The sequence below is a fragment of the Morganella sp. GD04133 genome (assembly GCF_029835375.1).
Lineage (GTDB): Bacteria > Pseudomonadota > Gammaproteobacteria > Enterobacterales > Enterobacteriaceae > Morganella > Morganella morganii_B.
Genome location: NZ_JAODZS010000012.1, coordinates 46197 through 61843 on the forward strand (window position 1 = coordinate 46197; position 15647 = coordinate 61843).

Consider the following 15647-nt stretch of genomic DNA (forward strand, 5'->3'; position numbering starts at 1 on the left):
AATAAGGAATGGTGATGGTATGCCTCGTCCGATACAGGCAGTGATTGACAGTGAAGCGGTCCGCTATAACCTGGCCCGGGTAAAAGAGCATGTCAGCCCGTCCCGGGTATGGGCAGTGGTAAAAGCGGATGCATACGGACATGGCATTGAGCGGATTTTTCCGGCACTGGCGCAGGCAGAGGGCATTGCACTGCTGGATTTCAGTGAGGCGGCGAAAGTCCGCGAACTGGGCTGGCAGAAACCGCTTCTGTTACTGGAGGGATTTTTTCAGCCGCAGGATCTGTCTCTGATTGACCACTTACAATTATCAACATCCGTACACAGCGAGTGGCAGCTTAAAGCGATAGAGGAAGCATCATTGATTCATCCGCTGAATGTGTATCTGAAACTGAACAGCGGCATGAACCGATTGGGTTTTTCACCGGCGGCGTACCTGAATGCACTCCAGCGCCTGACAGTATTACCGCAGGTCGGCACTATCACACTGATGAGCCATTTTGCGGATGCGGATTTAACCGCCGGTATTCATAAGCAGATGTCCCGTATTGCCCTGTTCAGCTCTCTGAACTTACCGCAATGTCTGGCGAATTCCGCCGCAGCCATGTGGGAGCCGGACACCCGTGCGGATGAAGTGCGCTGCGGTATCATCCTTTATGGTGTATCACCGAGCGGTAACAGTGCGGATATTGCAGAATTCGGCCTGAAACCGGCGATGACACTGCGCAGTGAAATTATTGCTGTTCATGATATTGACGCCGGTGAAACCGTGGGTTACGGCAGCCGTTTTACCGCTGCGGAACCAATGCGGATTGCCACCATTGCCTGTGGTTATGCCGATGGTTACCCGCGCCATGCACCGGACGGCACACCGGTCTGGATTGCCGGTCAGCGCTGTCCGCTGGCGGGACGGATCTCCATGGATATGCTGACAGTTGATATCACCCGCTGTCCGCAGGCGGATATCGGTACACCGGTTGAATTGTGGGGTGCGAATCTTCCGGTGGATGATGTCGCGCAATATGCCGGGACTATCGGCTACGAGCTGCTGACGGCACTGGCACGGCGGGTACCGGTGACTACCGCCGGGTAATTATACGTTTTTCCGGCTGTTTTTATGATCCTGATAAATACCCGGCCACTCTGCGCGCAGTAAACTGTGGCAGTTGAAATCAGGCAGGAGTGCGGTATGCAGGCGGGTGTGGAAATCCGGGTGAAAGGAAAAGTTCAGGGAGTCGGGTTTCGTCCGGCTGTCTGGCAGATAGCACATCAGATGGGATTGTGCGGGGATGTCAGCAATGACAGTGAAGGGGTACTGATCCACCTGCCGGCAGAGGCGGATATCGCCGGTTTTATCAGGCGGTTACAGGCTCAGTGCCCACCGCTGGCAAGAATCGACCATATCGGGCAGCAGCATTATACCTTTGAACAGTGTCCGGCGGCCTTTACCATCACCGCCAGCGGACAGGGGGAAATGGATACTGAGATCATCCCGGATGCAGCAACCTGTGATGTTTGTCTGAGTGAGTTGTTTGACCCCGGCAACCGCCGTTACCGTTATCCTTTTATTAACTGCACACACTGCGGACCCCGTTTCACTATTATCAGAGGAATGCCGTATGATCGCCCGAACACCGCGATGTCGGTGTTTCCGTTTTGTCCGGTGTGTCAGCATGAATACCGCGACCCGGCAGATCGCCGCTTTCACGCGCAACCTAATGCCTGTCCGGATTGCGGGCCGCATATCTGGCTGACGGATCCGCAGCAGCAGATTACCGCCCGTTTTGATGATGCTCTGTCAGCCGCAGTCCGCTTACTGAAAGACGGAAAAATTTTGGCAATGCAGGGACTGGGTGGTTTTCATCTGGTGGCGGATGCACAAAACAGTGACGCTGTGGCTCTGCTGAGAACCCGTAAACACCGGCCTGCCAAGCCATTTGCGGTGATGATACCGTCCGTTGACTGGCTGGCGGAATGCACCGGACAGGCGCCGGATCCCGGCCTGATAACACTGCTGAAAAGTCCGGCTGCACCGATTGTGCTGACAGATGAACCGGGGATGATTGCTGCTTTATCGCCGTTGGTCGCACCGGGATTGTGTGAAACCGGTATTATGCTGCCGTCTAACCCGTTACAGCACCTGTTACTGCATGATATTCAGCGCCCGCTGATTATGACCTCCGGGAATGCATCGGGTCATACCCCGGCGTTGGATCACGCAGCGGCATTTGAGCAGCTTAGTACCATTGCCGATGCTTTTCTTATGCATAACCGCGAAATTATTCAGCGGGCGGATGATTCTCTTGTCCGTTATCAGTCCGGTGATGTTCAGGTTCTGCGGCGCGCGCGTGGTTATGTGCCGGATACCATTGATGTCAGTGCGGTGCTCGGCAAAAATCCGCCTGCGGTTCTGGCGCTGGGCGGTGATCTGAAAAACACCTTCTGTCTGCTGCATCATCAGCAGCTGATTACCGGGCCGCATCTCGGGGATTTGGCCGATCTCTCCGTGCAGGGGCAGCTTGAGGCCTCGCTGAAACTGTTTGAACAGATTTATCAGATGAAACCGCAGGTTGTCGCCGGGGATGCGCATCCGGGCTATATCAGCCATCAGACAGGTATGGCACTGGCGCAGGCACATGAGGTGCCGTTTATTCCGGTTTACCATCATCATGCTCATATTGCAGCCTGTCTGGCAGAACACGGCTGGCGTCAGGAAGATGGCGAAGTGGTGGGGATAGCGCTCGACGGCCTCGGGTACGGCGCGGATAACACATTATGGGGCGGTGAAATCCTGGCGGGTGATTACCGGCAGATGACCCGCACCGGCGGGTTACCGGCGGTGAGTCTGCCCGGTGGTGATAAAGCCGCTGTTCAGCCGTGGCGTAACCTGCTGGCACATCTGTATCATGCTGGTTTGTGGCCGTCTTCGCCACTGGCAGCACGGCTTGCCGGGAAGAATGTATCATTGCTGATTAAAGCCATTGAGCAGGGCATCAATGCCCCGAAAGCGTCATCCTGCGGGCGTTTGTTTGATGCGGTGGCCTGTGCGCTGGGATTAACCGCTGATCAGATAAGCTGGGAAGGGGAAGCAGCCTGTGCGCTGGAAAACTGCGCGTTACGGTGTCACAATCAGGATGAACTTATCACCGGTGACACACTGCCGCTGACGGCGGATAATACCATTGATTTATGCCCGCTCTGGCAGATGCTGGCGGATGATACACTGACAATACCGGAAAGAGCATTCCGTTTTCATGTGCTGCTGGCAAATACGGTGGCAGGAATGGCGGATAAAACCGCTTCGCGGAGGAATACGGATACGATTGTGCTTTCCGGCGGGGTATTTAATAACAGGCTGCTGCGCCGTTTCATTAAGGACAAATTAAGCCACCGGCAGGTGCCGGAACCCCGTCAGCTGCCGTGCGGTGATGGCGGAATTGCCGCAGGACAGGCACTTATCGCCGCAGTAACATTACTTAACGGAAACCGGCGGCACAATTTAGCACAGTAAATATTTGTAATTTTTATCATTGCTGAATTATCATTCACCGTAATATATGCGATCCGCAAACGTTGATTGCGGTAATTTGTACATGAATTTAACTCAGGAAATGATAATGCATAAGAAATTAACCGGCCTGCTCAGCCTCAGTATGTTAACTGTCATGTCAGCCTCTGCGTTTGCCGATGACGGAAAATGGTCTGTCGGTGCATCCGTACTCTATCAGGATCAGGCATACCGCGGCACAAAAACGTCTGATAAGTTTATGCCGGTTCCGATGGTTAACTATGATGGTAAGAATTTTTATTTTCATACCTTAGCGACCGGTTATTATCTGTGGAATGATAAAAAAGATCAGCTGTCCGTTGACCTGTTCTACTATCCGCAGGCATACCGTGCCAAAGATAATAAAGATTCCCGTATGCGCAAACTCGATAACCGCCGTGATACCGCCATGGCCGGGCTGAGCTACCGTCACCATGAAGCGTGGGGAACACTGCGTACCAACTTCTCCGGCGATATTCTGGGTAAAAGTGACGGTATGCGTTTTGATGCCGCTTACCTTTACGGATTTGAGGGCGACAAATGGTCTGTCCAGCCGGGTGTGGGTGTGATCTGGTCCAGCGAAAAACAAAACCGTTATGAATACGGGATCACTGATGCGGAATCCCGCCGCAGCGGTCTGGATGAATACCGTCCGGGCAGCAGCTGGACACCGTATGTCGAGCTGACCGGGCACTATCAGTTTGATGAAAACTGGTCCGCCTTCGCCATGGGCCGTATCGACCTGTTACCGTCTGAGGCCAAAGACAGTCCGATGGTGGATAAAAAATACACGTCCATCCTGTGGACGGGTGTGACTTATACTTTCTGATCATTCAGAGGGATAACAGAACTGCACCTGACCTGTGTCCGGTGCAGTTTTTTTATGGCTGTTAACCATGCCGGAGGCCTTCTGTGATCAGTGTGTTGCGTCATTGTCTGCTGTTGCTCTGTTTCTTTGCCTCCGCGGTGTACGCGTGGCAGCCGCAGCAGGGCGATATTATTTTCCATACCTCGCGCTCCTCTCAGAGCCTCGCCATTCAAAAAGCGACCGGGTCGGTTTACAGCCATATGGGGATTATTCTGCTGCGTGACGGTAAGCCGTATGTATACGAGGCGGCAAAAACCGTCCGCTTTACACCACTGAAACAGTGGATTGCACGCGGCACCGGTAACCATTACGTAGTGAAACGCCTGAAAAAGCCGCTGAGTACCTCACAGCAGCAGGCGTTATACCGTGAGGCGATGCGGTATCAATCCCGGCCTTATGATCTGACATTTTCATGGGATGATGAGCGGATATATTGTTCTGAACTGGTCTGGAAAATTTATAAAAATGCCCTGAATACAGAAGTCGGGCAGTTACAGACGTTGCGGGAGTTTGATTTATCCTCACCGGAAGTTCAGGCGAAAATGAAGGAGCGATACGGAAAGAACATCCCGCTGAATGAAACGGTGATTTCGCCGGTGGCCATGTTCGATTCACCGCTGCTGACAACGGTATATGAAAGCCGGTAATTCCTTACCGGCCTCATAAGCGTCTGAGCAGTTCGTCAGCCGATTTTCGGGTTCAGACGGATACGGACAGAGAGATGGGACGGTTTATCACCCTGTGGTGCCATAGGGCGGTTTATACGCGCACTTTCGGCACACACCATTGTTTTATAACCGTCATCCGGCATATCTGCCATTGATGCGGATAATGCCGCTCCCGGGTTCCAGCACACCACATCACTGTGATGAAAATGCACCACTTCAATATGACGTTTTAATTTCTTATCGTGAATATAGGTGGCTTGTTCCGGCTCGGTATAAATGCGGTCAGTACGGCCATTGAACACCAGCTTTGTCTCTTCGGTATACTCTTCGCGCTGTGACAGATTGTCCAGCAGATGCTGACCCAGGCCGCTGATACTGACCTGTGCTATATCACCGACAGTAAAATAGGTATGCAGCGCAGCGGTTGCCTGATACTGACCGTAAGCTTCCAGTTCAACCTCGCAGGTTTCTCCCAGACGGATACGGGCGATCAGTGTGAATTCATGCGGCCATAATTTGCGGGTTTCTGCACTGTCGCGCAGGGTGAAGGTCAGAAAGACACCGTCTTCATTTTCATTATGGGCGGTGAATTCCCACTGCATAATACGGGCAAAACCGTGAGAAGGCGCCTGTACCGGGCCGAACCACGGCCAGCAGATCGGGATCCCGCCGCGGATGGCTACACCCGGGGTAAATGCACTGTTCTCACTGAGCCACAATCCCGGCTGTTCTGAACCGGCAGGTTGCCATGCCAGTACCTGTGCTCCCTGAAAACTGACCGCAGCACGGACTTTCGGATGGTCGATCACAATAACCGGCAAATCACCCATCTGACGCTGGGACAGTGAAGGGGTGATCGGACTGGTAACCGGTAACGCAAGAAGGCGGTCAATCATAATTTACCCTTTTTTAATAAAAACAGGACATTCACTCTCTACTTTACGACTGTTTACCACAAAACAAAAGAGCCGCAAAAGCGGCTCTTTGTGAGGATAACGGAGTGCAGACTTATTTGGAGATGTGTGCAATCAGATCCAGAACTTTATGAGAATAACCGGTTTCGTTGTCATACCATGAAACCAGTTTCACAAAGTTGTCGTTCAGCGCGATACCGGCTTTGGCATCGAACACAGAAGTCAGTACTTCGCCGTTGAAGTCAGTGGAAACCACGTCATCTTCGGTGTAACCCATGACGCCTTTCAGCTCTCCTGCTGCTGCCGCTTTGATAGCTTCACAGATTTCAGCGTAAGTTGCTGCTTTTTCCAGACGGACAGTCAGGTCAACAACAGAGACGTTAGGAGTAGGAACACGGAAAGACATACCGGTCAGTTTACCGTTCAGTGCAGGGATAACTTTGCCCACTGCTTTTGCTGCGCCGGTAGAAGACGGGATGATGTTCTGGGATGCACCGCGGCCGCCGCGCCAGTCTTTGTGTGAAGGACCGTCAACTGTTTTCTGGGTGGCAGTGGTGGCGTGAACAGTGGTCATCAGACCTTCAACGATACCGAATTTGTCGTTGATGACTTTTGCCAGTGGTGCCAGGCAGTTAGTGGTACAGGATGCGTTAGAAACGATTTCCTGGCCCGCGTAATCTTTGTGGTTAACACCCATAACAAACATCGGGGTCGCATCTTTGGAAGGACCGGTCAGAACAACTTTCTTCGCGCCTGCCTGGATGTGTTTACGTGCAGTTTCGTCAGTCAGGAACAGACCGGTTGCTTCAGCAACAACATCAACACCGGCTTCGTTCCACTTCAGGTTTGCAGGGTCACGCTCGGCGGTAACGCGGATAGTTTTACCATTAACAACCAGATGGCCATCTTTCACTTCAACGGTACCGTTAAAACGGCCGTGAGTTGAGTCGTACTTCAGCATGTATGCCATGTAATCCGCATCGAGCAGGTCGTTGATTGCAACGATTTCGATATCTGAACGCTCTTGTGCAGCACGGAATACGATACGGCCGATACGACCAAAACCATTAATACCTACTTTGATAGTCATAGTATTACCACCAGCTATTTGTTAGTGAATTAAAGTTGCTACTAAAGTTACCAAAACCTTGCCAGCCGTCAAGCGGAATCGTGTCAATTAATGTCATTTAACATTTAATCTGCTCAACAAATCGCCACTTTCAGTAAATTTGTCGCCGCTATTATCGGGACTTACCGGAATAAAGACAGCGTGTATGGGGTATAAATGTGAAACATGTCACAAATAAGTAGTGTCAATGCTGACATGACAAGTTTAGAATAACATCCGGTCATTTGATGTTAATTTTTTGTTGTTCTGTAGTCTGACTGACCCTGCACAATAATGATAAGGATTCAGCTATGTCCGGGACTGATAAAAAGCGGGATACACCTGCTGAGCTGACAGAGATTCAGCACTATGTCACACAGGAAGCGGGAACTGAGCACCCGTTTACCGGCCGCCTGCTCTATAATGAGAAACAGGGGCTATATCGTTGTATTTGTTGTGGTTCTCCGCTTTTTTATTCGGATGCCAAATTTGATGCCGGCTGCGGATGGCCGAGTTTTTATGAACCGGTCAGCAAAAGTGCGATCCGGTATATTGACGATACCTCTCATGGCATGCATCGTATTGAGACCCGCTGCGGTCATTGTAATGCGCATCTGGGGCATGTTTTTCCTGACGGGCCAGCGCCGACAGGGCAGCGCTATTGCATTAACTCAGCATCACTGAGTTTTGAAGATGAAAAAACAAAAGCAATAACAATCGGTTAGTTTGGTTATATTGAAATTTAACATTTGTATAACGATAGAAAAAACGATTCAGCTTCTGATGTGATCAAAACGTGAAATCAGAGGCTTTCGGGGAAGGAACTGTATGGAAATTGATGATTTATTGTCCGCCATGACGCCGGAAGTCTACGGGCGTCTGGTGACCGCCGTCGAACTGGGTAAATGGGCCGATGGTGTACCGCTGACGGAATCCCAGAAAAGCAGCAGTCTGCAGCTGGTGATGTTATGGCAGTCCCGCCATAATGCGGATCCGGCACATATGACAGTGGGGACTGACGGGGAAATCAGTCTGAAAAGTAAGCAGGAACTGAAAGCGCTGTTTACCGACACTCACCTGGCGACACTGAGACCGCAGGACTGAATATAAAACGGGACAGTATTGACTGTCCCGTTGTGATTTTTGCTATTCGTTTTCGCCGCAGAACTGAACGGCAGCCTGCAATACCGCCCCGGCGTTTTCCATCTCCGCAAAGGCAGTGAGGCTGTCATCCGGCTGTAAATTAACGCCCCGGCAGCCATCTGTGATCACAGTGACGGCAAAACCTTCCGCCAGGGCATCCAGCACCGTAAATTTCACACAGTAGTCGGTGGCGATCCCAAGAACCGCGAGATGCGTGATCTGCCGTTTTGTCAGCAGTGGCAGCAGGGCGGTCGGCTCCCGGCGGTCGTTATCATAAAATGCGCTGTAACTGTCCACTTCCGGATTTTCACCCTTATAAATGATATGGGTGATGGCCTGTTTGTTGAGCTCCGGGTGAAAATCCGCTCCCGGTGTGTTTTGTACACAATGCACCGGCCACCAGATCTGCGGCAGTCTGTTCAGCTCACCGCATTCACCAATCACTGTCCCTGAATTAACCGCAAAGCTCAGATGCGCTGCCGGATGCCAGTCCTGACTGGCGATCACCGGAATATTCTGTTGCTGACAACAGGCTATCATCCGGTTTGCTGTGCGGATCACCGCATCACTGTCGCGGACAGCCAGGCTGCCGCCCTGACAAAAATCATTCTGGATATCCACCAGAAGCAGTGCCGGTTTCATTGCCGACTCCTCAGTTGTCGTTATAGCTCAGTTCTCCGCGCAGATCCTGCTGCATGAGAATACGGATCTCATCGCTGGTGTAATCCTGGCTGAGCAGATAATGCAGCTTGGTCAGTGCCGCCTCGAAGGTCATATCAAAGCCGCTGATCACCCCGGCTTCTGCCAGCGCATGACCGGTGGCATAACCGCCCATATTGACGCGCCCTGAAATACATTGCGTCAGGTTGATCACAATGATACCGCGCTCTGTGGCTTCCCGCAGGGCGGTGAGCAGTTTCGGGTGCTGCGGGGCATTACCCACGCCGTAAGAGCGGATAATCAGCGCTTTGACCGGCTGCTGCAGAATGTTGTTCACCACATCCACCGACAGGCCCGGATATACCGTTACCACCCCGATGGGCTGCGGGGTGATGTTATGCAGCGTGAAAGGTGCAGTGCTTTGCAGCAGCGGGTGCGTATTGAGATTGCGGATATTAATCCCCGCTTCCATCAGCGGCGGGTAATTCGGGGAGGTAAAGGCCGCAAAGCCGTCAGCATGGGCTTTGACGGTACGGTTGCCCCGGTATAAACGGTTATTGAAGAACAATCCCACTTCATTGACCGGATAATTCGCCGCCAGGTACAGGGCATTCAGCAGGTTGATCTGACCATCGGATCGCAGTGCTTCAAGCGGAATTTGTGACCCTGTCACAATTACCGGCTTGGTCAGGTTCTCAAACATAAAGGAGAGTGCCGATGCGGTGAATGCCATGGTATCCGTACCGTGCAGGATCACGAAACCATCATAGTGGTCATACTGGGCGCTGATATCATCCGCGATACACTGCCAGTCATCCGGCGTCATATCAGATGAATCAATCAGCGGCTGGTGCTCGGTGATGGTGAAATCCGGCATCTCCGGACGGAAGAACTCCGGCATTTTGGCAACCTGGCGCTGAAGATGGCCGGAAACAGGGATATAGCCCTGTGCCGAATGCTGCATACCGATAGTCCCGCCGGTATAGACCACATAAATGGATTTCTTTTGCATGTTACTGCTCTTAACAATGAGTACAGGGAAGGAAATTATAGGGGCTTCAGAAATAAAAAAAAGCCTGTTCGTCACGAACAGGCTTTTGTCAGCTGAGAATAAAACTTACTGAATATTGGTGCAATTTAAGCAGAATGCATAACGGTACTGCGGATCCGTCAGCATTTTCATAAAGGATGCCTGTTGTGTCAGCTGTGCGCCGACCGGTGCCGGGATCAGCCCCTGCAATGATGAAGGCAGTGTCACCTTCACATTTCCGGCTGTTTCCGCGAGCAGTCTGTCAATGAACGACATTTCCGGCTGCATCCAGTTCAGTACCGGCTGTTCCACAGAGGCCAGTTCTGCTGCTTTGGCAACCGCATCATCAAAGTCGCCGAGTTTATCGACCAGACCATTCGCTTTGGCGTCAATACCGACCCAGACACGGCCCTGGGCAATTTTATCCACTTCTTCCGGTGTTTTGTGGCGGGATTTGGCAACGAGGTTAATAAAATTACGGTACCCGTTTTCGATATAAAGCTGCATCAGTTCTGAAAATTCCGGTGTCAGTGCCTTGGTCACTGTGGCGTCAGCCAGCGGAGACGTGGATACACCGTCAGTATGTACACCGATTTCACCCAGGGTGTCTTCAAAGGTGGTGACCACACCGAAAATACCGATGGAGCCGGTGATGGTGCTCGGTGAGGCAATAATGTAGTTCGCCGGTGTTGAAATCCAGTAACCGCCGGAGGCCGCCATACCGCCCATGGAAACCACCACGGCTTTACCGCTCTGTTTCAGTGCTGCGATTTCCGCACGGATCTGATCTGATGCCGTTACGCTGCCGCCCGGGCTGTTTACCCGCAGCACCAGGGCTTTCACTTGCGGATCCAGACGGGCTTCGCGGATTTGTGCGGCAACGGTATCACCACCGGCCATTCCCGGTGCATCCGGCCCGTCAACGATAGCGCCCTGAACCACAACGACCGCGATGTTACCGGTGGTTTTGCCCTTCGGCACACCGATGTCCATATTTTTGGCATACTCAGCAAACGGAATCGCATTGATGGTGTTTTTCTTCTGATCCCAGCCGAATGTTTTGGACATTTCAGACTCAAACACGCTGGCCGGCATAATTTCATCGACCAGTTTTTGCGTGACAGCATACGCCGCATTATCACCATTTGCGGATTTCATCAGTGCCAGCATCTGCGGTGCGCCGGGGAAAATGGTGGTTTTGCCGGTTTTACGGTTTTGCGCGAGCGTGGTGAGATAATTATCCCACAGCACACTGATAAAACGCTGTGTGGATTCACGGGCTTCCGGTGACATATCATTGCGCATCATCGGCTCAACGGCTGATTTATAGGTGCCAACACGGAAGATATGCGTTTTTACCTTCAGCATTTCCAGCAATTCGTTATAATACAGCGTATTGGTAGCGAAGCCGTAGATACCGACACCACCCTGTGGCGGCATGTATATTTTGTCTGCATAGGATGCCAGGTAATACTGCGCCTGGTTGTAGTTGCCGCTGACGGCATAAACCCGTTTTCCTTGTTTGCGGAATTCGGTGATGGCTTTGCCGATATACTGAAGTGACGGCTGATCAGCACCGATGAAATCATCCAGCTTCAGGATCATGCCGGTAATGTCAGGGTCAGTGGCGGCGGTGCGGATAGTTTCAACCACATCAAACAGCGAGTTTTCCTGTAACTGACCGGAAGACGCCCCGAGCAGCTGAAGAGAAAGACTTTCCAGCGGACTGTTACGGCTCAGCTGATCGACGACAACACCGGAGAGATTTACATATAATGCCCCGGGGTTACGGCTGGTCTGAACATCCTGCTCACTCAGCAGGACATAGGTCCCGGCAACTAACAGCAGTATGATGATAAAAAGGACATTGGCGACAAGCTGACGCACAAAATTCAGTATACGCCAGCTCCATTTAAATATTCCGGCAACGATAGTCCATAAAGTATGCATGACGGCTCCAAAAACAAAGATGTCCTGCTATCGTAAAGAGGATATCCGGATTTGTCAGCCGGAAAACAACGCATTGCCGAAAATATCGGCAGTTAAGCAATCTATCCTTAAAAACAGTAAAAAAAGTGGTAGCTTATCAGCAACTGCAAAAAGGGGAAAACCGATGGATGCACTGACATTATTACTCAACCGGCGTTCTGCGTCTCGTCTGACCACACCTGCACCGGAAGGCGAAGCATTAAAAAATATTCTTAATGCCGGGATGCGTGCGCCGGATCATGGCGCGTTACAGCCCTGGCATTTTATCGTGATGCAGAATGACGGCATCACCAAATTCAGTCAGTTGCTCGAAAAAGCGGCAAAAACAGCCGATCTCGGGCCGGAAGCGGAAGAGAAAGCCCGCAATGCGCCATTACGCGCACCGCTGATTATCACGGTTATCGCGAAAGTGAAGCCGGAACACAAAGTTCCTGAATGGGAACAGATCGCGGCGGCAGGCTGTTCGGTCCATGCGATGCAGATGGCTGCTGTGGCTCAGGGCTTCGGCGGGATCTGGCGCACCGGTTCGTGGACAAAAGACCCGGTGGTACGGGAAGGCCTGGGATGTGAGGAGCATGATAAAATTGTCGGTTTTCTGTATCTCGGCACTCCGGCACTGAAAGCGCCCGCCCACGTGGCGGCACCGGATCTGACACCGTTTGTCACGTATTTCTGAGCAGACTGACGTTAACAAGGAGACTATCATGTCAGAAGCGGTGCGTTTAACGCAATACAGTCACGGCGCGGGTTGCGGCTGTAAAATTTCCCCGAAAGTGCTCGACACCATCCTGCACAGTGAGCAGGCAAAATTCATCGATCCTAATCTGCTGGTCGGCAATGAATCCCGTGATGATGCGGCGGTGTATGATATCGGCAACGGTACCGGCATCATCAGCACCACCGATTTCTTTATGCCGATTGTGGATGACCCGTACGATTTTGGCCGTATCGCGGCCACCAATGCCATCAGTGATATTTATGCCATGGGCGGCAGGCCGATTATGGCGATTGCGATCCTCGGCTGGCCGGTAGACAAACTGGCACCGGAAATTGCACAGCAGGTGATTGAGGGCGGGCGTGCGGTCTGCCGTGATGCCGGTATTTCACTGGCGGGCGGTCACTCCATTGATGCCCCTGAGCCGATTTTCGGTCTGGCGGTCACCGGTATCGTCCCGACAGATAAAATCAAACAAAACAACCGCGCGACCGCAGGCTGTGAGCTGCTGCTGACCAAACCGCTGGGTATCGGTATTCTGACGACTGCCGAAAAACAGAGCAAACTGCGTCCGGAACATAAAAATCTGGCACGTGACACTATGTGTCAGCTTAACAAACCGGGGGCGGACTTCTCTGAAATCGACGGCGTAAAAGCCATGACAGACGTGACCGGCTTCGGTCTGCTCGGTCACCTGAGCGAAATTTGTCAGGGTTCCGGGTTACAGGCCATTATTCGCACTGATTCTGTTCCGGTACTGCCGGGAGTGTATGACTATATTGCTCAGGGCTGCTGCCCGGGCGGCACACAGCGTAATTTTGACAGCTACGGCCACCTTATCGGCGACATGACTGATGTGCAGCGTAAACTGCTGTGTGACCCGCAGACCTCCGGCGGCCTGCTGCTGGCGGTTGATCCGGCGGCGCGTGAGGACGTTGAGGCGGTTGCCCGTAAATACGGCCTGACATTAAGCCCGGTCGGTGAACTGACTGAGCCGGACTCATCCCGTAAACTGATTGAAGTCACTGCATAAGCATGCGTTTGTTTATTGCCGAAAAGCCGAGCCTCGCCCGTGCGATTGCGGATGTATTACCCAAACCGCACCAGCGGGGGGACGGCTTTATCCGCTGCGGTCAGAATGACTGCGTGACCTGGTGTGTCGGTCACCTGCTGGAACAGGCGGAGCCGGATGCGTATGATCCGCGTTATGCCCGCTGGAACCTGGCTGATCTGCCGATTATACCGCAGAAATGGATCCTCAGACCCCGCGATGCGGTAGCGAAACAGTTGCGTACTATCGGTTCGCTGCTCAGTTCCGCCACCGAAGTTATCCACGCAGGAGACCCCGATCGCGAAGGGCAGCTGCTGGTGGATGAGGTTCTGGATTTCCTGGAACTCGCGCCGGAAAAGCGTCAGCAGGTGCAGCGCTGTCTGGTCAATGACCTTAACCCGCAGGCGGTGACCCGTGCGGTGGATAAAATGCGCCTCAACCGCGACTTTATCCCGCTGTGTGTCTCGGCACTGGCACGGGCACGGGCAGACTGGCTCTACGGCATCAATATGACGCGCGCTTACACTATTCTCGGCCGTAATGCCGGGTATAACGGTGTACTTTCAGTCGGCCGGGTGCAGACCCCGGTGCTCGGACTGGTGGTACGCCGTGATGAGGAAATTGAGAATTTTGTACCGCGTGATTTCTTTGAAGTGCGGGCACATATTGTTACCCCGGCAGACGAGCGTTTTACGGCGATGTGGGTACCGAGTGAGGCATGCCAGGATTATCAGGATGATGAAGGGCGCCTGACGCACCGGCCGCTGGCAGAGCATGTGGTCAGCCGCATCACCGGCAAACCGGCGTTTGTCACCGATTTTCAGGACAAAACGGAAAATGAAATCGCGCCGCTGCCGTTTTCACTGTCCGCGTTACAGATTGAGGCCGCCAAACGCTACGGGCTGAGCGCCCAGGCGGTGCTGGATATCTGTCAGCGTCTGTATGAAACCCACAAACTGATTACCTATCCCCGTTCGGACAGCCGTCATCTGCCGGAAGAGCATTTTGCCGGGCGTCACAGTGTGCTTAACGCGATTTCTGTGCATACCCCGCATCTGCTGCCGCAGGATAATCTCGATGATTCACTGCGTAACCGCTGCTGGGACGATAAAAAGGTGGATGCGCACCACGCCATCATTCCGACCGCAAAATCGGTCTCCGTGTCGCTCAGTGAGCATGAAGCCAATATCTACGAGCTGGTTGCGCGTCAGTATCTGATGCAGTTTATGCCGGATGCGCAGTACCGCAAATGCGTGATCGAGCTGGATATCGCCAACGGTAAATTTGTGGCAAAGGCGCGTTTCCTCTCTCAGGCGGGCTGGCGGACCATGCTGGGTGCCAAAGAGCGTGACGAGGAAAACGAAGGCACACCGCTGCCGGTGCTGACCAAAGGGGATGAACTCCTGTGTGAGCGCGGTGAAGTGGTGGAGCGTCAGACGCAGCCGCCGAGACCGTTTACCGATGCTACGCTGCTGTCAGCCATGACCGGAATTGCCCGGTTTGTGAAAGATAAGGCGCTGAAAAAAGTACTGCGTGAAACTGACGGATTAGGCACTGAAGCGACCCGCGCCGGGATTATCGAACTGCTGTTCCGCCGCGAGTTTTTGTACAAAAAAGGGCGCAATATTCATTCATCTCCGGCAGGTCGCGCACTGATCCATGTTCTGCCCGAAATGGCGACATTACCGGATATGACGGCGCACTGGGAATCGACACTGACCCAAATCAGTGAAAAACAGTATCGTTATCAGGATTTCATGGTGCCGTTGTCTGAAACATTGACCGGGCTGATAAACCAGGCCAGACAGAACCGGAATGTTCGTGCCTTCCGTGATTTACCGCCACCGCCGCAGGCAAAAAAGGCCGGTGTGAAAGGCAGAGGTAAAACAGCCGCGAAGGGCAAAGGGAAGACCGGCGGAAAAAAAGCACTTCAACAGGAAGAAGAATAAAATGTCCC

The 15647-nt window shown here is 52.7% G+C and carries 14 protein-coding genes; 9 read left to right on the plus strand and 5 right to left on the minus strand.

Going from position 1 to position 15647, the window contains the following annotated elements; translation table 11 throughout:
* Positions 1–19 precede the first annotated feature (19 nt).
* From alr to N7387_RS07520, 4 genes are all read left to right on the plus strand, one after another.
* Positions 20–1090 carry an alanine racemase gene (gene alr, locus N7387_RS07505; RefSeq protein WP_279798042.1) on the plus strand — a complete coding sequence of 357 codons (1071 nt, stop codon included), beginning with the start codon at positions 20–22 and terminating at the stop codon, positions 1088–1090.
* Positions 1091–1186: 96 nt separating this feature from the next.
* Complete coding sequence (hypF, locus tag N7387_RS07510) at positions 1187–3508, plus strand: carbamoyltransferase HypF (protein WP_279798102.1); 2322 nt, start codon at positions 1187–1189, stop codon at positions 3506–3508.
* A 106-nt stretch (positions 3509–3614) separates the two neighbouring features.
* Complete coding sequence (locus N7387_RS07515) at positions 3615–4373, plus strand: MipA/OmpV family protein (protein WP_262859442.1); 759 nt, start codon at positions 3615–3617, stop codon at positions 4371–4373.
* A 95-nt stretch (positions 4374–4468) separates the two neighbouring features.
* A complete protein-coding gene (locus N7387_RS07520; protein WP_279798103.1) occupies positions 4469–5059 on the plus strand; it encodes a YiiX family permuted papain-like enzyme in 591 nt (196 codons plus the stop codon).
* 35 nt (positions 5060–5094) lie between these two features.
* Here N7387_RS07520 and N7387_RS07525 read toward each other — a convergent pair whose 3' ends face one another.
* Both N7387_RS07525 and gapA read right to left on the minus strand, forming a co-directional pair.
* Entirely contained in the window at positions 5095–5976 is an 882-nt protein-coding gene (locus N7387_RS07525; RefSeq protein WP_279798043.1) for a D-hexose-6-phosphate mutarotase, read from the minus strand.
* Positions 5977–6088: 112 nt separating this feature from the next.
* A complete protein-coding gene (gapA, locus tag N7387_RS07530; protein ID WP_262859440.1) occupies positions 6089–7084 on the minus strand; it encodes a glyceraldehyde-3-phosphate dehydrogenase in 996 nt (331 codons plus the stop codon).
* Positions 7085–7413: 329 nt separating this feature from the next.
* On the opposite strand from gapA, the gene msrB reads away from it, so the two are divergent.
* Positions 7414–7827, plus strand: a complete 414-nt coding sequence (gene msrB / locus N7387_RS07535; protein WP_279798044.1) for a peptide-methionine (R)-S-oxide reductase MsrB — start codon at positions 7414–7416, stop codon at positions 7825–7827.
* Between the two features lie 103 nt (positions 7828–7930).
* Positions 7931–8206 (plus strand): DUF1315 family protein, encoded by a 276-nt coding sequence (locus N7387_RS07540; RefSeq protein WP_025153070.1) that lies wholly within the window; start codon positions 7931–7933, stop codon positions 8204–8206.
* A 42-nt stretch (positions 8207–8248) separates the two neighbouring features.
* On the opposite strand, the gene pncA is transcribed toward N7387_RS07540, so the two are convergent.
* From pncA to sppA, 3 genes are all read right to left on the minus strand, one after another.
* A complete protein-coding gene (pncA, locus tag N7387_RS07545; RefSeq protein WP_279798045.1) occupies positions 8249–8887 on the minus strand; it encodes a bifunctional nicotinamidase/pyrazinamidase in 639 nt (212 codons plus the stop codon).
* Positions 8888–8897: 10 nt separating this feature from the next.
* Positions 8898–9917: an asparaginase gene (ansA, locus tag N7387_RS07550; protein WP_279798047.1), complete on the minus strand. Its 1020-nt coding sequence runs from the start codon at positions 9915–9917 to the stop codon at positions 8898–8900.
* A 105-nt stretch (positions 9918–10022) separates the two neighbouring features.
* The gene (gene sppA, locus N7387_RS07555; protein WP_279798048.1) at positions 10023–11885 is read right to left on the minus strand and encodes a signal peptide peptidase SppA; all 1863 of its coding nucleotides are present in this window, start codon (positions 11883–11885) and stop codon (positions 10023–10025) included.
* Between the two features lie 163 nt (positions 11886–12048).
* Between sppA and N7387_RS07560 the strand changes: the two genes are divergently transcribed.
* From N7387_RS07560 to N7387_RS07570, 3 genes are read left to right on the plus strand one after another with little or no spacing between them, the layout of a single operon-like run.
* Positions 12049–12600: an NAD(P)H nitroreductase gene (locus N7387_RS07560; RefSeq protein WP_279798050.1), complete on the plus strand. Its 552-nt coding sequence runs from the start codon at positions 12049–12051 to the stop codon at positions 12598–12600.
* Positions 12601–12625: 25 nt separating this feature from the next.
* A complete protein-coding gene (gene selD, locus N7387_RS07565; protein ID WP_262859479.1) occupies positions 12626–13672 on the plus strand; it encodes a selenide, water dikinase SelD in 1047 nt (348 codons plus the stop codon).
* 2 nt (positions 13673–13674) lie between these two features.
* Positions 13675–15639: a DNA topoisomerase III gene (locus N7387_RS07570; protein WP_279798051.1), complete on the plus strand. Its 1965-nt coding sequence runs from the start codon at positions 13675–13677 to the stop codon at positions 15637–15639.
* Positions 15640–15647: the final 8 nt, after the last annotated feature.